Below are 18,060 nucleotides of genomic sequence, written 5' to 3' on the forward strand. Positions count from 1 at the left end.
GATCTCCCCCGTCAACGCACCCCGGTATGGCCGAATCCACCCGTTCCCCGCACGCTGTCGGTGAAAGTATCCACCACCTGCAGGCTGACGCGGGCAATCGGAACGACGACCAGCTGGGCGATGCGGTCGCCCGGTTCGATAGTGAAGGCTTCGCGGCCGCGGTTCCAGACGCTGATCAGCAGCGGGCCCTGGTAATCGGCGTCGATCAGGCCGGTGCCGTTGCCCAGCACGATGCCGTGGCGGTGGCCCAGGCCCGAGCGAGGCAGGATCACCGCGCACAGGCCGGGATCGGCGATGTGGATGGCCAGGCCGCTGGGGACCAGCGCGGTGTCGCCGGGCTGCAGGGTCAGCGCCGTTTCCAGCGCCGCGCGCAGGTCCAGGCCCGCGCTGGCTTCAGTGGCGTAGGCGGGCAACGGCCAGCTGTCACCGAAACGCGGGTCAAGCAGCTTCACCTGCAGCGGCTGCGGGGAAAACGTCTGGGTCATGCCGTAAGCCTCCGCGCGATCAGCGCCAGCAGTTGTTCGGCCAGTTCGCGCTTGCTGGTGGCCGGGAATACCTGTTCGCCGTCCTGCCAGAAGGCAGTGGCCGCATTGTTGTCACTTTCAAAGCCGCCGCCGCTGATGCCCACCTGGTTGGCGATGACCAGGTCCAGGCGCTTGTCGACCAGCTTGCCGCGCGCGTACTTCTCCACATCGTGGGTCTCAGCGGCGAAACCGACCACCAGCTTCAGGGCCTGGGTCTGCGCGGCCACTTCGGCCAGGATGTCCGGGGTGCGCACCAGCTCGATCACCAGCGACTGGCTGTCGGCGGTCTTCTTCAGCTTCTGCGCAGCCACCTGGCGCGGGGTGTAGTCGGACACGGCGGCGGCACCGATGTAGATGTCCGCCGGCAACGCGTCCAGCACGGCCTGGCGCATCTGCGCGGCTGAGCGCACATCCACGCGCTGCACGCCGGGCGGCGTGGGCAGCTGCACCGGGCCACTGACCAGCACTACCTGGGCGCCCATCGTGGCGGCCGCTGCGGCCAGGGCGAAGCCCATCTTGCCGCTGCTGCGGTTGCCGACGTAGCGCACCGGGTCGATGTCTTCATAGGTCGGGCCGGCACTGATCAGCAGGCGCAGGCCCTGCAGCGCGCGGGTTTCCGGCGCGGCCTCGGCCACCGGCGGAGCACCCACGGCGGCCAGCGCGGCCACGATGTCGCCCGGTTCGGCCAGCCGGCCGGGGCCCGATTCGCCTTCGGCCAGCGGGCCATCCACCGGGCCGATCACCTGCGCGCCGCGCTGGCGCAGCAGCGCGATGTTGGCCTGGGTGGCCGGGTGCAGCCACATGCGATGGTTCATGGCCGGGCACACGGTAAGCGGTGCGGTACTGGCCAGGCACAGCGTGCTGACCAGGTCGTCGGCGTGGCCGTGGGCCAGGCGGGCCAGCAGATCAGCGGTGCCGGGGGCGACCACGATGCGGTCGGCCCAGCGCGCCAGTTCGATGTGGCCCATGGCCTGCTCTGCCGCGCTGTCCCACAGCGTGGTGCGCGTGGGCTGCCCGGACAGCGCCTGGAAGCTGAGCGGGGTGACGAACTGCTGTGCACCGGCGGTCATGGCCACCTGCACCAGGGCGCCGGCGTCGCGCAGGCGCCGCACCAGTTCCAGGGCCTTGTACGCGGCGATGCCACCACCCACACACAACAGCAGTTTCTGGCCCGCCAGCGCGCGGGCCGGCGCGGGGGAGGCGTTGGGAGAATCAGCCACCTGGAAATCCTGTGCAAACGAGGGCGCTAGCTTACCCGAAGGGCGGTGGCCTCCCGGTGCATCGCGCACATAGCGGCCCGCTATCAGCACATAGGGTTATGACCACATGAACATCCGGATCGACCATTGTTCGATTCGGAACTTTCCTATACCTGCACGCCTGCGGTGTTTGCAGAATCACAGGTGGCCACGCCGCGTGCGCCGTTTGTATTCCCCAGGAGCCCCCCGTGCACCCGCGCATCATCATTGCCGACGACCACCCGGTCGTCCTGCACGGCATCCGCATCGTGCTGGAAGGCCACAGCCTGGATGTGGCCGGCGCCGCATGTGATGGCGCAGGCCTGCTGCAGCTGGTCAACCAGCACCGCTGCCACGCCGTGCTGACCGATCTGGCCATGCCCGGCCCCGGGCCTGACGGTCCGGAACTGGTGGCAGCGCTGCGCGAACGCCACCCCGCGCTGCCGGTGGTGGTGCTGACCGGCGCGCGCCATCCCGGGCTGCTGGATGGATTGCTGCGTGACGGCGTGCATGGCCTGGTCGACAAGACCGCCGACTTTGCCGAACTACCGCAGGCGCTGCACGCCGCGATGGCCGGCCAGGTGTTCGTTTCGCAGCAGCTGCGGCGGCACCTGCAGTCGCGCGACCTGCTGTTCCAGCGTGAGCCCTCGCCGCTGTCGGCGCGGGAAGAGGAGGTCCTGCAGCTGCTGGCGGACGGACTGAGTGTGAACGCCATCGCCGACTACAGTGGCCGCAGCGCCAAGACCATCAGCCGGCAGAAGGCCGAGGCCAAGCGGAAACTGGGCCTGCACAGCAACCAGGAGCTGTACGACTACCTGCAGCGCAGGCGCAATTGAGGGCTGGCCCCACACCAGGGCGCGGGAAGCGCCGATGGGGGCAAAAAACGTGCACGGCCAGAATGGGCCATGACCATCCACGACTGGCCCATTGACGAACGCCCCCGCGAGAAACTGCTGGCCCGCGGCCCGGCGGCACTGTCCGACGCCGAACTGCTGGCCCTGTTCCTGGGTTCGGGCTTCGGCGGCCGTGACGCAGTACAGACCGCCCGTGACCTGCTGCAGGCCCATGGCCCCCTGCGCGTGCTGCTGGACCGCCCGGCCAGCGAGTTGACCCGCCTGCCGGGGCTGGGGCCGGCGCGCAGCTGCGCCCTGGCCGCCGGGCTGGAGCTGGCCCACCGCTATCTGGCCGCCGAACTGCAACAGGGCGACTGCGTGGGCGAGAACCCTTCGGCGGTGGGCCGCTACCTGCAGCACCGGCTGCGCGGGCAGGCCCGGGAAGTCTTCATGGCGCTGTTCCTGGACAACCGCCATCGCCTGCTGGCCTGCGAGGAACTGTTCCAGGGCACGATCAATGCGGCGCCGGTCTACCCCCGCGAGGTGGTGCGCCGGGCCCTGCTGCACAACGCCGCAGCGGTCATCCTCAGCCACAACCACCCTTCCGGGGACCCGGAGCCGTCGGCCGCCGACACCCGCATCACCCGTGAACTGCAGCAGGCCCTGGCCATGGTGGACGTCAGACTGCTGGACCACTTCGTTGTGGGCGAAGGGCGGCCCGTTTCATTTGCTGAACGAGGCCTCCTGCCGAAGCCGAGCGCGCGCCCGCATGGCTGAACGCACAGGCCAGCCGTTCCTCACAACGGGGCCCCAGCCAGCGACCAGAGCGGCATCTGCGCTAAAATGGACGATTCCGCCGCTCATTCTCACAGCAGGCCTCGTGAAAAATCTCCTCCGCGCCCTGATCAACCAAGGCATCGAAGCCTTGCGCGCCAATGGCACCCTGCCCGCCGACACCCTGACGCCGGACTTCGTGGTCGAGCGCCCGAAGACCCGGGAACACGGCGACTTCGCCACCAACGCCGCCATGCTGCTGGCCAAAGCCGCGCGCAGCAATCCGCGCGCGGTGGCGCAGGCGCTGGTCGAGGCATTGCCGCGCAGCGAGGATGTCAGCAAGGTCGAGATCGCCGGCCCTGGCTTCATCAATTTCCACCTGGCCCCGGCCGCCTACCAGCGCGAAGCCGCGCTGGTGCTGAAGGAAGCCCAGGACTACGGCCGCAATCTGTCCGGCAACGGCCGCACCGTGGGCGTGGAGTATGTTTCGGCCAACCCGACCGGCCCGCTGCATGTCGGCCACGGCCGCGCGGCGGCCATCGGCGACTGCATTGCCCGCGTGCTTGATGCCAATGGCTGGAATGCCAAGCGCGAGTTCTACTACAACGACGCCGGCGTGCAGATCGAGAATCTGGCGCTGTCTACCCAGGCCCGCGTGAAGGGCATCGCCCCCGACCAGGACGGCTGGCCGGAAGGTGGCTACCGCGGTGAGTACATCGCCGATGTGGGCCGCGCCTACATGGCCGGCGCCAGCGTCGACCTGGAAGGCACCACCGTGGTCGGCGCCAAGGACCCGGACGACCTGCAGGCCATCCGTCGCTTCGCCGTGGCCTACCTGCGCAACGAGCAGAACCTGGACCTGGCCGCGTTCGGCGTGGATTTCGACATCTACTTCCTGGAAAGCTCGCTGTACGCCGACGGCAAGGTGGCCGAAGCGGTGGCCAAGCTGCAGGCCTCGGGCCACACCTACGAGGAAGGCGGCGCACTGTGGCTGCGCAGCACCGACTTCGGTGACGACAAGGACCGCGTGATGCGCAAGTCCGACGGCACCTTCACCTACTTCGTGCCCGACGTGGCCTACCACCTGTCCAAGTGGCAGCGCGGCTACGAACGCGCCATCACCGAACTGGGTGCCGACCACCACGGTTCGCTGGCACGCGTGCGCGCCGGCCTGCAGGCCATGGAAGTGGGCATTCCGCAGGGCTGGCCCGAGTACGTGCTGCACCAGATGGTGACGGTGATGCGCGGCGGCGAGGAAGTGAAGCTGTCCAAGCGTGCCGGCAGCTACTTCACCCTGCGCGACCTGATCGACGAAGCCGGCCGTGATGCCACCCGTTGGTTCCTGATCGCGCGCAAGCCCGATTCGCAGCTGACCTTCGACATCGACCTGGCCCGCCAGCAGAGCAACGACAACCCGGTGTTCTACGTGCAGTACGCGCATGCCCGCGTCTGCAGCCTGCTGCGCCAGGCGCAGGAGAAGGGCATCACCCACTCGCCCAGCGCCGGCGTGGCTGGTCTGACCCGCCTGGACGATGAAGCCTCGCTGTGGCTGATGGTGGAGATGTCGCGCTACCCGGAAGTGGTGGAATCGGCGGGCACCCTGATGGAACCGCATCTGGTGGCGCAGTATCTGCGCGAACTGGCACACGCGTTCCACACGTGGTATCAGAGCAAGAAGATCCTTGAACTGGACCCGTCCGAGCTGGACGCACGCCTGGCCCTGGCCAACGCGGCGCGGCAGGTGCTGGCCAACGGTCTCGACCTCCTGGGCGTCAGCGCCCCGGAAAAAATGTAATCGCTCCGGAGAAGCAGTAGACATGGCAGCACGACGCGGCAAGACACAGGCCCGACGCAACAGCAGCAGCCAGGGCACGCCCGGATGGGTGTGGCTGGTGGCCGGTGTGGCGATCGCCGCCGTCGTGTTCCTGGCGGCGCCGAACCTGTTCAAGGGTGAAGGCGACGGCTTCCTGCGCGCCGGCCCGCAGCCGAACCCGAACGCGCAGCCGGCGCCGGTGGCCGATGCCGACGCCGATGTGGGCAGCCAGCCGGCCACGCCGGCGGCGGCTGCCAAGCCGACGGAACCTGAAAAGCCGACGGCCACCCAGTACGACTTCTACACCCTGCTGCCGGGCAAGGAAGTGGAGATGTCCGACGCTGAGCTGGCCGCCAGTGCGCGTGCGGAAGAGCAGCGCCGGGCGAAGGCCGAGGCGCAGCGCGCGCAGGCAGCGCTGGAAGGCAAGCCGGTGCCGGCGGCCCCGGCGGCGGCCCCTGCGGCCGCACCGGTGGCACCGGTGGCAACGGCCAGCGTGGCCAGCACCGCCGCGGTGACCGCCACCGAACGTCCGTTGCCGGCCCCGTTGAGCGAGCGTCCCGCAGCGGCACCGGCCACCCCGCCGGCGGCAGCGCCGGCACGTACCGAAACGGTGGCCTCGCAGTCGGCTGCCGCACCGGCCGCCGCCGCCGCGGCTGACAACACGCGTTACATCCTGCAGGCGGGCGCCTTCGGTGCTTCCGGCGATGCCGAAGCCACCAAGGCCAAGCTGGCGATGATGGGCCTGGCGGCCCGCGTGGAGTCGGCGCAGATCAACGGCAAGACCGTGTACCGCGTGCGCATGGGGCCATATGGCAGTGCCGGCGAACTGGCCGAGGCCAAGCAGAAGCTGGATGGCACCGGCTTGCAGGCGATGGCGATCAAGGCGCAGTAAATGAAAAGCCGGGCAATGCCCGGCTTTTCTGCTTTTGTAGAGTCGAGCCGTGCTCGACTGCTGTTGAAATCAGTCGAGCAAGCTCGACTCTACGAAGGCAATGGGACAGTCGAGCATGGCTCGACTCTACAGATTACCCGCGGGCGACCTGGAAGCCGGCGAACGACTGGCTGACCGGCATCAGTTCCAGGCGATTGATGTTCAGGTGCGGCGGCAGGGTGGCCACCCAGAAGATCTGTTCGGCGATGTCTTCGGCGGTCATCGGGTTTGCGCCGCTGTACAGCTTGTCCGAGGCGGCCTGGTCGCCATGGGTGCGCACGACGGTGAATTCGGTCTCGGCCATGCCCGGCTCGATGGTGGTCACGCGCACGCCGGTGCCGTGCAGATCAGAGCGCAGCCCCAGCGAGAACTGGCTGACAAAGGCCTTGGTGCCGCCATAGGCGTTGCCACCCGGGTACGGATAGACGCCGGCTACCGACGAGATGTTGATGATCGCGCCCTTGCGCTGTACCAGCAGTGGCAGCAGACGGTGGGTGAGCGTGACCAGCGCGGTGATGTTGGTGTCGATCATGGTGGTCCAATCCTGCAGGCTGGCGCTCTGCGCCGGCGCGGTCCCCTGCGCCAGGCCGGCGTTGTTCACCAGCAGGTCGATGTCACCGAAGGCCGGCGGCAGGGCCAGCAGCGCGGCTTCCATGGCCACCGGATCGCGCACGTCGAACACTGCCGCGTGCACCACGTCCTGGCCGTAGCGGTCGACCAGTGGCTGCAGGCGTTCGCCGCGGCGGCCGGTGGCGATCACTTTCCACCCGGCCTGGGCGAAGCGATGGACGGCGGCGGCGCCGAAGCCGGACGTGGCGCCGGTAATGAGGACGGTGCGGGTCATGCAGACAACTCCGTGGGGAACCAGACCCCCATTCTTGCACCCTCGGCCGGTGCCTGCGTTGCCCGATCAGGCCGGGTTGGTCAGGCTTGGGGCCGTGCCGGGGTCAGAGCCCTTTGCCCTCGGCAAAGGGATCCGACCCCGGCACGGACTCCGCCGGTTCAGCGCAGGCGGAACACGCGTGCCTTGGGCAGGTCTTCATCCACCTGCAGGAACCAGCGCCCGGCAATGCCGGGTATCACTTCGATCTGCGGCGCCTGCAGCGGCGCGCGCAACGTCATCTGACCCTTCATGACCTGCCACTGCTGGCCGTTGTCCAGGGTGAACACGGTGCCGGGGGCCCAGCCGGCCACCTCGCCCACCAGCCGCGCGCTGACCGGGCCTTCTTCCAGCCCCAGGTGCATGGCCGCTGGCGCGGGCACGCCCGCCGGCACCTGCGCGGCGGCGGCGCGGGCAACGACTGGCCCACCGTCCTGGGCCTGGCGCAGCACGCGGTTCAGCGCCTGCAGCTGTGCCGGACTCAGCCCCACCTCGGCCAACTGGGCCGCACTCAGCCGTTGTTCCAGCGGTACATAGGGTGCCTGGGCGGCGGCGCTGAAGCTGCTGGCCACCAGCAGGACGGAGAGGGCGAACCGGCGCATCGCGAGGACCTGTGCAGGGGAGCGCCCACGATGCTGCAATCCAGTGACAGTCCGGTGACAGGCGCCGCCCCGGTACAATAGGCCATGATCAACAACGATGTACTGCGCAGCGTGCGCTATTCGCTGGACCTGGGTGACCACCACGTGGTGGCTCTGTGCCAGCTGGCCGACCCGGCGTTCGTAGTCGATGCCGAACAGGTGAAGGCCTGGCTGCGGCGCGATGACGAAGCCGGTTTCGCGCCGATGAACGACGGTGCACTGGCGCATTTCCTGGATGGCCTGATCGTGCACCTGCGCGGCCGCGACGAGAGCCAGCCGCTGCGCCCGGTGGAAACCCGCATCGACAACAACCTGGTGCTGAAGAAGCTGCGCGTGGCCTTCCAGCTGCGCGACGTGGATCTGATGGAGATCTTCGCCAGCGTCGGTTTCCGCGTGTCCAAATCGGAAGTGGGCGCGCTGTTCCGCCAGCCTGGGCACAACAATTACCGGCGCTGCCTGGACCAGATGCTGCGCAACTTCCTCAAGGGCCTGAGTCTGCGCCTGCGCGGCTGAGCACGGCCTGCACAAAGGCACGCGCGGCCGGCGTCGGCAGGCGCTGCCAGACCAGGTGCACGCGGCGCGAGGGCGTGGGCTGCAGCGGCACCTGCACCACCTGCTGGAAACCGGCGGCGATCGACACCGGCACGATGCCGATGGCCAGGCCCTGGCGGACGAAACGTTCCACCAGTTCCATCAGGTTGACCTCGAAACGCACGGCATGCGGCAGCCCCGCCGCGGCGAACGCATCGTCGGTCTGCCGTCGCGCGCCAGTGCCGTGGGGAAAGTCCACCAGCGGTTCGTCCTGCAGGTCGGCCAACGCCAGGCGCCGCCGGCGCGCCAGCCGATGGCCGGGCGCCAGCACCGCCACCAGATCCTCTTCCAGCAGCACCTGCTGGCACACCCCATCCAGTTGCGCCGACGGCGCCAAGCCAACCAGCGCCACATCCAGCACGCGCGCCTGTACCTGCTCGATCAGCGTCTCGCTCTTGTCCACCCGCAGCTGGAACTCCACCTGTGGGTGTGCGTGCTGGAAGGCAGCGAGCAAGGCGACCACGTCGATATCGCTCAGCGAGGAAATCTGGCCGATCGCCAGTAAACCGCGCACCTCGCCGCTGACCGCGGCCACGTCGGCACGCAGCCGGCGCAGGCTGGCCAGCACCTGCCTTGCATGCACCAGCAGTGCTTCGCCAGCCTCCGTGGTGCGCACCTGGCGCGGCAGGCGCTCGAACAGCGGCGTGCCCAGTTCCTGTTCCAGACGCGCGATCTGGTGGCTCAGGGCCGACTGCACCACGTGGCAGCGCGCCGCAGCGCGGGTGAAGTTGCCTTCTTCGGCCAGGGCCACGGCAAACTCCATCTGCTTCAGATTCACCAAGGTATCTCATTTCCAGATGACAGGGATGATGATGATTCATTTCCATCATGGACGCAGCAGGCGGACACTGAGCACCCCTGCCGTCTGGAACATCGCGTGAACTCTGCCCTTCCCCCCCTGCACCGCTGGCAGGTCCTGCTGATGTCGGTCGCCACCGGTGTCGCGGTGGCCAGCAACTACTATGCGCAGCCGTTGCTGCACACCATCGCCGATGCCTTCGACGTGCCGTTCGGGCGGGTGGGCATGGTGGTGACCGCCGCACAGCTGAGTTACGCGGCGGGCCTGATCCTGCTGGTGCCGCTGGGTGACCTGTTCGAGCGACGCCGCCTGATCGTGGTGATGAGCCTGCTGTCGGCCAGCGGCTTGGTGATCAGCGCGTGCGCGCCGTCGCTGACCTGGCTGCTGGTGGGCACGGCCATCACCGGCCTGTTCTCGGTGGTGGCGCAGGTGCTGGTGCCGTTCGCCGCCACCCTGGCGGCGCCGGAGCACCGCGGCCGCGTGGTCGGCACGCTGATGAGCGGGCTGCTGCTGGGCATCCTGCTGGCGCGCACCGTGGCCGGCCTGCTGTCCAGCCTGGGCGACTGGCGCCTGGTGTACGCCATTGCCGCCGCCGTGCTGGTGCTGACCGCCGCCGCCCTGCAGCGCGGGCTGCCACGCTTCCACCACACCGCCGGCCTGGGGTACTTCGCGCTGCTGCGTTCGATCGGCACGCTGTTCGTGCAGGAACCGGTGCTGCGCCAGCGCACCCTGCTGGGCGCCTGCAGCTTCGCCATGTTCGCCATCTTCTGGACGCCGCTGGCCTTCCTGCTGGCCCAGCCGCCGTATGCGTACAGCGACGCCACGATCGGGCTGTTCGGCCTGGTCGGCGCCGCCGGCACGCTGGCCGCAGGCTTGGCCGGGCGCATGGCCGATCGTGGCCAGGCCGGCCGGGCGACCGCCATCGCGCTGGTGATGCTGCTGCTGTCCTGGCTGCCGCTGGGGCTGTCGGCCCACTCGCTGCTGGCGCTGCTGGTGGGCGTGGTGGTGCTGGACCTGGCCGCACAGCTGCTGCATGTCAGCAACCAGAACCTGATCTACGCCCTGCAGCCGGAGGCGCGCAACCGCCTCAACGCCGGCTACATGACCGGCTACTTCATCGGCGGTTCGCTGGGCTCGCTGCTGTCGGCGCAGGTGTACCAGCACTTCGGCTGGACCGGCGTCTGCGTGGCGGGCGCCAGCGTGGCCGTGCTGGCCCTGCTGGTGTGGCTGCCCGGCGCGCTGCGCGCACGCACGTAGCCCCGGCGGGATATCTGCGGCGGTAGCAGGCAACAGGCGCGCTATCATGGCCGCCTGTTTCCAGGAAGTCATTGCGTGGACGCCATTCTCACCCCGGTATCGATCGGCGAGCTGATCGACAAGATCACCATTCTCGAGATCAAGGCCGAGCGCATCACCGATGCCGCCAAGGTCGCCAATGTGCGTACTGAACTGGACGGTCTGCTGCCGCTGCTGCAGCAGCAGCTGCAGGCACAACCGGCGCTGCAGGCGCTGAAGGTGCAGCTGAAGGAGATCAACGAGCGCATGTGGGACATCCAGGACCAGCTGCGTGACAAGGAAGCGGCGCAGGTGTTCGACGATGCCTTCGTGCAGCTGGCACGCGGGGTGTATGGCACCAATGGCGAGCGCATCGTGGTCAAGAACGAGATCAACCGCGTAGCGGGTTCGGCGCTGGTGGAAGAAAAGCAGTACCAGGGGCAGTAAGCACCCTTAACTGCATTCCAGCAGGTGGCGGATGCGGAACAGTTCGCCATCGCTGCGGATGCCCAGCTTCTGGTAGGCGGTTTTCTTCTGGGTGCTGATGGTGCTGGCGGCACGCTGGAAGCGCTGGGCCATTTCGCCGGTGCTGCAGCCCTGCAGCACCAGATGCAGCACCTCGCGTTCGCGGCGGCTGAGTGGCGCCAGGCTGGGTGTTACCGCACGCCGTGTGCGCGAGCGACTGAGTTGGCTGCGCAGGTCTGGCGGTACGAAGCGCCCGCCGCGTGACACCACATCCACCGCGCGCAGCAGGACCTCCGGTGCCGTGGCCTTGGAAAGAAATCCGCGCGCGCCGGCCTGCATGGCGGTGCTGACGGTACTGGCATTGCACTGCGCCGACAGCACCAGCACCGGCAGATGCGGCCAGCGGCGGGTCAGCTGCCGCAGCAGTGCCATGCCATCGCCCAGATCCCCCAGGGGCAGTGCGTCGATCAACAGCAGATCGATGCCAGGGGGTTTGCGCCGCAGAAACTGCAGCAGTTCCATCTCGTCGGAAAAGCTGCCGCACACCTGCAGGCCGCTGTGCTGCCGCAGCAGCACTTCCACGCCCAGCCGCAGCAATGGGTGCGGATCCAACAGGGCCAGCCGGCGCGGCCGGTCGGGAAGCAGGGACGAAAGGACAGGCAGCATCGATGCGCATCCGGCATTTTCGGGAATGCCACCGTAGGCTGCGGCCGGGCTGCGCGGAATCCAATTCGTTGCAATGCAGCACATGCACCCGGATGTGGTCATGCGCGGTTCCGGTAGATGAAAACAGAACAGGCCCGGTATGACCGGGCCTGTCGAGGCAATCCCAGCGCGCGGGGCGCGTGGCGTCGCACTTACCAGCTGAAGCGCGGGCCGACGGTGTATTCCTTGTCGCCGTGGCGGTTCATCTTCAGCTCGCCGTTCACGCCCCAGTTCTGGTTCAGCTTCACCTGGCCACCCAGGCGGCCGTACCACTGGCCGTCGATATCAACGCCGTGCTTCTTCGAATAATCTTCGTAGCCGACCAGGCCGTAGACTTCGGCGTGGGCGCCGAAGGCGGTGCGGATACCGGCTTCAGCGCTGTAGCCGTTGAAATCCAGACCGTGCTTCTGGTCGAACTTCTGGTAGGCCACGCGGGCGACGAAGTCGCTGGACGGTGCGATTTCGACGTTGTAGCCGGCACCGACCTTCCACTGGTCGACCTTGATGTTGGTGTGGTCCACTTCCTGACGGCTGTATTCACCGAAGGCGTGGAAGTTCGGCAGGAAGCCGTAGGAGCCCTTGACGCCGTAACCCTCAGCCTTCACGCCATCAACGTCGGTCTTGGCGTAGTCAGCCTCGGCGTAGTTGTAGGACAGATTTTCAGCGGCCGAAGCGGTGAACGGCAGGGCGGCGGCCAGAGCCAGGGCAATCAGCGAATTCTTCATGGGGGTACACCTTTACTTTCTTATGGTGTGCAGCAGCGCCAGGGCGCCATCGCATCGGGAATGTAAATTCTCCGTTATTCGACACAACGCTCCCTGAAAACCGCTGTGTTCGCATTACTGAATTTTCTGGCTTGATTCAGGCAGTTTCTGGCATACGCGCGCGCTGCGTGCACATGCATTGCATTCCAATGGCCACACGCGTGTCGATTGCACGCGCACCCATTCGTCGAACCAGCAAGGCCGTGCATCCGCCACGGTCCACCACGGAGGCAAGTGATGAGCTATATCGATGGTTTCGTCCTGGCGGTGCCCACCGCCAACAAGGAAGAATTCCTGGCCCACGCCCGCATGGGCGATGTCGTGTTCATCGAATACGGCGCACTGCGCGTGGTCGAGTGTTGGGGCGACGATGTGCCGCCGGGCAAGACCACCGACTTCTTCGGCGCGGTGAAGGCCACGCCGGATGAAACGGTGGTGTTTTCCTGGATCGAATGGCCCGACAAGGCCACCCGCGATGCGGGCATGCAGAAGATGATGGAAGACCCGCGCATGGATCCGTCGAAGAACCCGATGCCCTTTGATGGCGCGCGGATGATCTATGGCGGCTTCGTGCCGATCCTGGATCTGTTGCCCTGACAGGCGCGAGGCGGCTCAGCGCGCGGTGGGGTCGTCTTCGCTGGCGTGGCCGGCGCCCAGCGCGGCGCCGGCCCCCAGGCTGAGACCGCCCATGCCGGCGCCGGCGCCACCACCACCACGACCGCCCTTGGTCTCGCCCTCGCCGCCACGCACCTTGTTACCGCCGCCACCGCCACTGGCCGGACGGGTTGGGCCCTGCGGTGGAATCTGCAGGTCGGCCGGCACCGGTGCCAGGTCCAACGCCTGGCGAACGAAGTCACGCAGCGACACCACCAGGTCGTGGGTATGCACCGGCCGGCCCTGCGCCAGTTCGGTGGCGGCACGCGCGGCCAGCCGCACTTGTTCGTCGGTGCCCAGCAGCAGGATGTCCGACAACGCCGCCTCCACCGCATCGCGGATGCGCCGTGCACGCTCCGAGCCGGGCTCGGCGCTGCCGCTTTCATGGGCGCGCTGGCGCAGTTCGCGCAGATGGGTGGGGTCCACGTCCAGATCGCCGGTGAACGAGCCGCCCAGCGTCTTGTAGGCAGCCATCAGCGTGCGCAGGCGCTCGTTGATCTGCCGGTTCTCGCGCTCGCGGCGCTGCTGCAGGGTCTGCATCACCAGCAGGCGGATGCCCACACCCAGCAGGGTGATCAGTACCAGCCCGGCCAGCGTGGACAGCACCCCCTGCCAGGAACTGAAGTCGATACCGCGCATGCGCAGGCCTCCCCGGGAAGACCTGCATGGTGGCCTACTTCAGGTGCAGGGATCGAGAGGATTGCCGCGGGCCACGATCAGCGGGTCGCGGGCGGTGGCCGGCAGCACCGGCATGCGCTCCACCGGCACGCCGAAGGTCGCGGCCAGGGTGGCCGGTGGCAGCGCCGCGCCACACAGGCGGTAGCCGATATCGGCGGGCATCGGCCGGTCGAAGAACACCAGGAAATGGATGTCCTGCCCCAGTGCCTCGATCTGGTGCGGGTAGGCCGGGGGAATGAAGTACACATCGCCCGGTGACAACAGGTAGGTGTCGGTGCTGCCGTCGGGGTCGAGCACGGTCATGCGCGCATGGCCGCGGTGCACGTAGCCCATTTCGGCGGTATCGGGGTGCCAGTGCGGTTCGCGCATGCCGTCTTCGCCAATCTGCAGCGAGTACATGGCCAGATGGCGCAGTGCGGGCCAGAACTGGCTGCGGGCGACCCGTGCGTGGCCATACGGGAACGTCACCGGCGCCGACTGCGCTTCCACATCGAAGCGCAGCGGCTGCGCATGATGGGGCGACGCAGGCGGCAGACCCCGCGGGCGCGGTACCAGGTAGCGGGTGCCGGCATCGCGTGGCAGCGCCGCAAAGGCGCTGGCGGGCAGATCGAAGGTATTGCCCAGCACCGCGTCGCTCATCGCACCGAAGGCCGCCTGCAGCGAGAAATCCTGCGGGTGCGCATGGCTGAAGGCGATGATCAGTTCGGCGCGGGCGGGGCCCAGGTTTTCAATCAGGTGCAGGGCACCGCTGGGAATATGGAACATCTGCCCTTCTGACACGACAAACGCACTCACCTGGTCACCGTTGTCGATCACCTGCACGCGCACCTGGCCCTGGCAGACGTAGGCCAGTTCATCGGCATTGGCATGCCAGTGCGCTTCGCGCATGGCATCGGCTTCCAGCCGCAGACGCTTGATCGACAGCCCCTGCAGCAGCGGGAACGCGGTGCCGTCCAGGCGGCGGACTTCGCCCAGCGCACTGGCATGGGCCAGTTCGGCGTGGGCGAGCGAACGGACGTGACGGGACAGGGGCATGGCAGAAACAGACATGACGTTCTCCGTAGGGATCAGGCGATCGTGCTGGGCAGGGCCAGCAGGAAGCAGGTACCGCGGCGCGGCGAGGACTGCACATCCACGAAGCCACCGCTGGCTTCCACCGCGGCGCGCACCTGGGCCAGGCCCAGACCGCGCCCCGGGCCACGGCTGCTGGCGCCGGGCTCGAACACACGCGCGGCCACCGCCGGGTCGATGCCCGGCCCGTTGTCAGCCACCCGTACGATGCCGTAGCGGCCCGGTGTTCGGCCGGGCCCGGCGACCACCAGGGTGCAGGTGTCGGTGCTGATGCACAGGCGCGCGCCTGGCGCACAGGCTTCGCGCGCGTTCAGGGCCAGGTTCACCAGCGCACGCTGCAGGGCACTGCGGTCCACCTGCACGCGTCCGGACAGCGCGCACGCATCCAGTTCCAGCTGCATGGCCGGGGCGATGGCGTGCTGGAGCAGCGGCGCCATTTCCTGCACCAGCTCGGCCAGTTCCACGCCGTCACTGCTGCACGGGCGCGGAATGTCCTGGCCCAGGAACAGCCGGGCCATGCCGGCGCCCTGCTGCAGGGCCTGGCCGGCCACGTCCAGCAGCGCGCTGTCGGCGGGACCGAGGCGGCCGCCCTGCAGCGCCAGCCCGATCGCGGCGGCGGCCGCCTGCAGCACGTTGTTCAGATCATGGCCCAGCATGGCCAGGCGGCTGGCGGGGGACAGCTCTGCGGGGGCCACTGCCAATGGGGTGTGCATTACCGCTCTCCTTGCAATGCGGACGGGTCGGGTGATCAGCGGGTTTCGCGGCAGGCGCCCAGGAACCAGCTGCGGCGTTCGGCCTCGTCGATCCAGGTTTCGATCAGGCTGGTACTGGCCACGTCGCCGTACTCGCTGCACACGCCATGGGTGGCGCGCAGGAAGCCGGCCAGGCGGCGGTTGTCGTCGGCCAGTTCGGCCAGCATGTCCTGCGCGGTGACATAGTCGGCATCGTTGTCCAGCAGGCGCTGGATGCGCTGGATGTGGCCGATCGAACGCAGGGTGGTGCCGCCGACCTTGCGCGCGCGCTCGGCAATGGCATCGGTGGTGGCCAGCACCTGTGCCGACTGCTCGTCCAGCATCAGGTGGTAATCGCGGAAGTGCGGACCGCTCATGTGCCAATGGAAGTTCTTCGTCTTCAGGTACAGGGCGAACATGTCGGCCAGCAGCGCGGTCAGCGCCGGGGCCAGATCGGCGGCGGCCTGCGCGCCCAGGTCGTTGCGTACGCGCAGGGCGCTGGAAAAGGTGGGAGCAGTCATGGCGGCGGTTCCAGTAGGGGACGGATCCAGCGTAGGCAGCGCGCTGGCCTGCGCCCATTGCACCTGGGTATCGTGCGGGGCATACCTTGGTTTGCCCGGCCGGCTGCGCACATCCGTGCAAGACGCCGCGCCGGTTCCTTGCCCAGCATGGGCGGGCAGGGGACCGTAGCAGCGGTCTTTCGGCGTGGCCGACAGGCGGCGCCCCACCCTGGCACAGGAGGCCCGATGCCAACACCGCGCACCCCATCCCCCTGGACCCCGGCACCGCACCCCAGTGGCGGCGGCGACGTGGTGTTCCCGCACCGGATCATTCCGGCGATGGCGCTGCGCGCGGTGGCCTGCGTGGTGGTGCTGGCCATTGCCCTGTTCGATACGCTGTCCACACTGGAAGGCGCGGTGGCGGTGCTGTACGTGCTGCCGGTGCTGCTGGTGGCGCGTACCGGTCGCCGCGGCGACATCATCGCCGTGGCCGTGGCTGGCGCCGGGCTGACCCTGTGCGCCTACCTGGATACCCACGGCATCGACCACGTGGGGCCGCAGACCGTTCGCGCCCTGGTCAGCCTGGTGGCGATCGCGATCGCCGCGGTACTGGCCCTGCAGAACCAGCGTTCCATGCGCACCCTGGCCGACCAGGCCGTGCTGCTGGACCTGTCGCACGACATGATCTTCGTGCGCGACCCGGCCGGGGTGATCGGCTTCTGGAACCTGACCGCCGAACAGGTGTACGGCTGGAGCCGCGAAGAAGCCGCCGGCCAGCCCGCCGACCGTCTGCTGCAGACCCGCTACCCGGCGCCGCGGTCGCAGATTGAAGCAGACCTGCTGCGGCATGACCGCTGGGAAGGCCTGCTGGCGCAGCGCACCCGCGATGGCCGCACGCTGTGGCTGGAGAGCCGCTGGGTGCTGCAGCGCGACCGCCAGGGGCGGCCGCTGCGGGTGCTGGAAACGCACACCGACGTGAGCGAGCGGCAGGCTGCACACGCGGCACTGGTGCGCAGCGAACAGCGCTACCGGCGCATGTTCGACGGCAGCCGCATCGGCGTGGTGGAACAGGACTGGAGCGAAGTGCAGGCGGAACTGTCGCGGCACGGGGTGGGCGACCGCGCGCAGCTGCAGGCCTACCTGCAGGCCTCGCCGCAGGCACTGACCCGCTTCCGGCAGCGGGCGCGACTGGTGGGCCTGAACCCGGCCTTCCGCCGCCTGATCGGCGAAGGTGCCCCCCCGGCGACGGTCGATGCGGTGCTGGCCGACGACGACCGCACCTTCGCCGCATCGCTGGCGGCATTCGTTTCCGGCGCGCCGCACTGCGAAGGCGAAACATCCATCGTGCGCGCCGACGGCAGCACGGTGCCGGTGCTGTTCACCATCACCTTCCCCGACCGCCGCGAAGGCGATGGCACGGTGCTGGTGTTCGTGGTCGATATCCACGAGCGCAAGCAGGCCGAGGCGCGCGCCTTGGCCGCGCAGGCCGAACTGGCCCATGCCAGCCGGGTGGCCACCCTGGGTGAGCTGACCGCATCGCTGGCGCATGAAGTGAACCAGCCGCTGATGGCGGTGGTGACCAATGGCGAAGCCGGGCTGCGCTGGCTGCGCCGACCGCAGCCGGAACTGCACGAGGTGGAACAGGCGATCGAGCGCACCATTGCCGAAGGGCGCCGCGCCAGTGGCATCGTGAAGAACGTGCGCGACTTTCTGGGCAAGACGCCAGCCGCGCACGAGGTGCTGGCGCCGGCGGTGCTGGTGGACGACGCGCTGCGCCTGCTGCAGCACGAACTGCAGCGCGAGCAGGTGCAGGTACAGGTGGACCAGGCGACGGCGCTGCCGGACGTACCGGGCCAGCGCATCCAGCTGCAGCAGGTGCTGGTGAACCTGCTGCTGAACGCCTGCCAGGCCATGAGCGGCCAGTCCGGCGTGCGCGCCCTGCGCATCGAACTGCAGGCTGTCGAAGGCCATGTGCGCATCGACGTGAGCGACACCGGACCGGGCATCGCCGCCGAGCACGTGGCGCGCCTGTTCGAGCCCTTCTTCACCACCAAGCCACAGGGCATGGGCATGGGCCTGCCGATCTGCCGCACCACTGTGGAAGCCCATGGTGGCCAGTTGCAGGTGCACAGCACACCGGGCACCGGCACCTGCTTTACCCTGCTGCTGGCCACTGCACCGGAGACCGCCTGA

20 protein-coding genes are annotated in these 18,060 nt (G+C 68.5%); 9 read left to right on the forward strand and 11 right to left on the reverse strand.

The features are described from left to right. Positions 1-11: 11 nt before the first annotated feature. Positions 12-485 carry a dUTP diphosphatase gene (gene dut, locus RTY46_RS11265; RefSeq protein ID WP_312708444.1) on the reverse strand — a complete coding sequence of 158 codons (474 nt, stop codon included), beginning with the start codon at positions 483-485 and terminating at the stop codon, positions 12-14. Then, a complete protein-coding gene (gene coaBC, locus RTY46_RS11270; RefSeq protein WP_108751921.1) occupies positions 482-1,744 on the reverse strand; it encodes a bifunctional phosphopantothenoylcysteine decarboxylase/phosphopantothenate--cysteine ligase CoaBC in 1,263 nt (420 codons plus the stop codon). Before coaBC ends, dut begins: the two co-directional genes overlap by 4 nt. A 227-nt stretch (positions 1,745-1,971) precedes the next feature. On the opposite strand from coaBC, the gene RTY46_RS11275 reads away from it, so the two are divergent. From RTY46_RS11275 to RTY46_RS11290, 4 genes are all read left to right on the forward strand, one after another. Next, on the forward strand, positions 1,972-2,598 hold the full coding sequence (locus tag RTY46_RS11275; RefSeq protein WP_312708446.1) for a response regulator transcription factor: 627 nt from the start codon (positions 1,972-1,974) through the stop codon (positions 2,596-2,598). A 69-nt stretch (positions 2,599-2,667) separates the two neighbouring features. Next, positions 2,668-3,372: a DNA repair protein RadC gene (radC, locus tag RTY46_RS11280; RefSeq protein ID WP_312708447.1), complete on the forward strand. Its 705-nt coding sequence runs from the start codon at positions 2,668-2,670 to the stop codon at positions 3,370-3,372. A 103-nt stretch (positions 3,373-3,475) separates the two neighbouring features. Further along, on the forward strand, positions 3,476-5,164 hold the full coding sequence (argS, locus tag RTY46_RS11285; protein ID WP_312708448.1) for an arginine--tRNA ligase: 1,689 nt from the start codon (positions 3,476-3,478) through the stop codon (positions 5,162-5,164). A 22-nt stretch (positions 5,165-5,186) separates the two neighbouring features. Further along, positions 5,187-6,074: an SPOR domain-containing protein gene (locus RTY46_RS11290; protein WP_312708449.1), complete on the forward strand. Its 888-nt coding sequence runs from the start codon at positions 5,187-5,189 to the stop codon at positions 6,072-6,074. A 133-nt stretch (positions 6,075-6,207) separates the two neighbouring features. On the opposite strand, the gene RTY46_RS11295 is transcribed toward RTY46_RS11290, so the two are convergent. Both RTY46_RS11295 and RTY46_RS11300 read right to left on the reverse strand, forming a co-directional pair. Further along, on the reverse strand, positions 6,208-6,957 hold the full coding sequence (locus RTY46_RS11295) for an SDR family NAD(P)-dependent oxidoreductase (RefSeq protein ID WP_312708450.1): 750 nt from the start codon (positions 6,955-6,957) through the stop codon (positions 6,208-6,210). Positions 6,958-7,115: 158 nt separating this feature from the next. Beyond that, a complete protein-coding gene (locus tag RTY46_RS11300) occupies positions 7,116-7,595 on the reverse strand; it encodes a hypothetical protein (protein ID WP_312708451.1) in 480 nt (159 codons plus the stop codon). Between the two features lie 84 nt (positions 7,596-7,679). Here RTY46_RS11300 and RTY46_RS11305 point away from each other — a divergent pair, with 84 nt between their 5' ends. After that, positions 7,680-8,147 carry a DUF1456 family protein gene (locus tag RTY46_RS11305; RefSeq protein ID WP_312708452.1) on the forward strand — a complete coding sequence of 156 codons (468 nt, stop codon included), beginning with the start codon at positions 7,680-7,682 and terminating at the stop codon, positions 8,145-8,147. Here the strand turns inward: RTY46_RS11305 and RTY46_RS11310 are convergent. Continuing rightward, positions 8,116-9,003 (reverse strand): LysR family transcriptional regulator, encoded by an 888-nt coding sequence (locus RTY46_RS11310; protein ID WP_312708453.1) that lies wholly within the window; start codon positions 9,001-9,003, stop codon positions 8,116-8,118. The two genes, RTY46_RS11305 and RTY46_RS11310, sit on opposite strands and share 32 nt — an antisense overlap. Before the next feature lie 144 nt (positions 9,004-9,147). Here RTY46_RS11310 and RTY46_RS11315 point away from each other — a divergent pair, with 144 nt between their 5' ends. Both RTY46_RS11315 and RTY46_RS11320 read left to right on the forward strand, forming a co-directional pair. Continuing rightward, complete coding sequence (locus tag RTY46_RS11315) at positions 9,148-10,281, forward strand: MFS transporter (protein ID WP_345785125.1); 1,134 nt, start codon at positions 9,148-9,150, stop codon at positions 10,279-10,281. Between the two features lie 75 nt (positions 10,282-10,356). Continuing rightward, positions 10,357-10,746, forward strand: coding sequence for a DUF6165 family protein (locus RTY46_RS11320; protein WP_108748204.1), 390 nt, complete (start codon positions 10,357-10,359; stop codon positions 10,744-10,746). A 6-nt stretch (positions 10,747-10,752) separates the two neighbouring features. Here the strand turns inward: RTY46_RS11320 and RTY46_RS11325 are convergent, their stop codons facing one another. Both RTY46_RS11325 and RTY46_RS11330 read right to left on the reverse strand, forming a co-directional pair. Continuing rightward, positions 10,753-11,430 carry a response regulator transcription factor gene (locus tag RTY46_RS11325; RefSeq protein WP_312708455.1) on the reverse strand — a complete coding sequence of 226 codons (678 nt, stop codon included), beginning with the start codon at positions 11,428-11,430 and terminating at the stop codon, positions 10,753-10,755. 191 nt (positions 11,431-11,621) lie between these two features. Then, a complete protein-coding gene (locus RTY46_RS11330) occupies positions 11,622-12,194 on the reverse strand; it encodes an Ax21 family protein (protein ID WP_312708456.1) in 573 nt (190 codons plus the stop codon). 276 nt (positions 12,195-12,470) lie between these two features. On the opposite strand from RTY46_RS11330, the gene RTY46_RS11335 reads away from it, so the two are divergent. Continuing rightward, positions 12,471-12,830, forward strand: a complete 360-nt coding sequence (locus RTY46_RS11335) for a DUF1428 domain-containing protein (protein WP_312708457.1) — start codon at positions 12,471-12,473, stop codon at positions 12,828-12,830. A 15-nt stretch (positions 12,831-12,845) separates the two neighbouring features. Here the strand turns inward: RTY46_RS11335 and RTY46_RS11340 are convergent, their stop codons facing one another. The 4 genes from RTY46_RS11340 to RTY46_RS11355 are packed head-to-tail and all read right to left on the reverse strand — an operon-like array spanning position 12,846 to position 15,888. Beyond that, positions 12,846-13,526 carry a hypothetical protein gene (locus tag RTY46_RS11340; RefSeq protein WP_312708458.1) on the reverse strand — a complete coding sequence of 227 codons (681 nt, stop codon included), beginning with the start codon at positions 13,524-13,526 and terminating at the stop codon, positions 12,846-12,848. Between the two features lie 39 nt (positions 13,527-13,565). Continuing rightward, positions 13,566-14,615, reverse strand: coding sequence for a cupin domain-containing protein (locus RTY46_RS11345; protein ID WP_312708460.1), 1,050 nt, complete (start codon positions 14,613-14,615; stop codon positions 13,566-13,568). 17 nt (positions 14,616-14,632) lie between these two features. Beyond that, the gene (locus RTY46_RS11350) at positions 14,633-15,349 is read right to left on the reverse strand and encodes an ATP-binding protein (RefSeq protein ID WP_312708461.1); all 717 of its coding nucleotides are present in this window, start codon (positions 15,347-15,349) and stop codon (positions 14,633-14,635) included. Positions 15,350-15,384: 35 nt separating this feature from the next. Further along, a complete protein-coding gene (locus RTY46_RS11355; protein ID WP_108760997.1) occupies positions 15,385-15,888 on the reverse strand; it encodes a DNA starvation/stationary phase protection protein in 504 nt (167 codons plus the stop codon). A gap of 225 nt (positions 15,889-16,113) precedes the next feature. On the opposite strand from RTY46_RS11355, the gene RTY46_RS11360 reads away from it, so the two are divergent. Continuing rightward, positions 16,114-18,060 (forward strand): ATP-binding protein, encoded by a 1,947-nt coding sequence (locus RTY46_RS11360; RefSeq protein WP_312708462.1) that lies wholly within the window; start codon positions 16,114-16,116, stop codon positions 18,058-18,060.

The sequence above is a fragment of the Stenotrophomonas sp. genome (assembly GCF_032056425.1).
In the GTDB taxonomy this organism is placed as follows: domain Bacteria; phylum Pseudomonadota; class Gammaproteobacteria; order Xanthomonadales; family Xanthomonadaceae; genus Stenotrophomonas.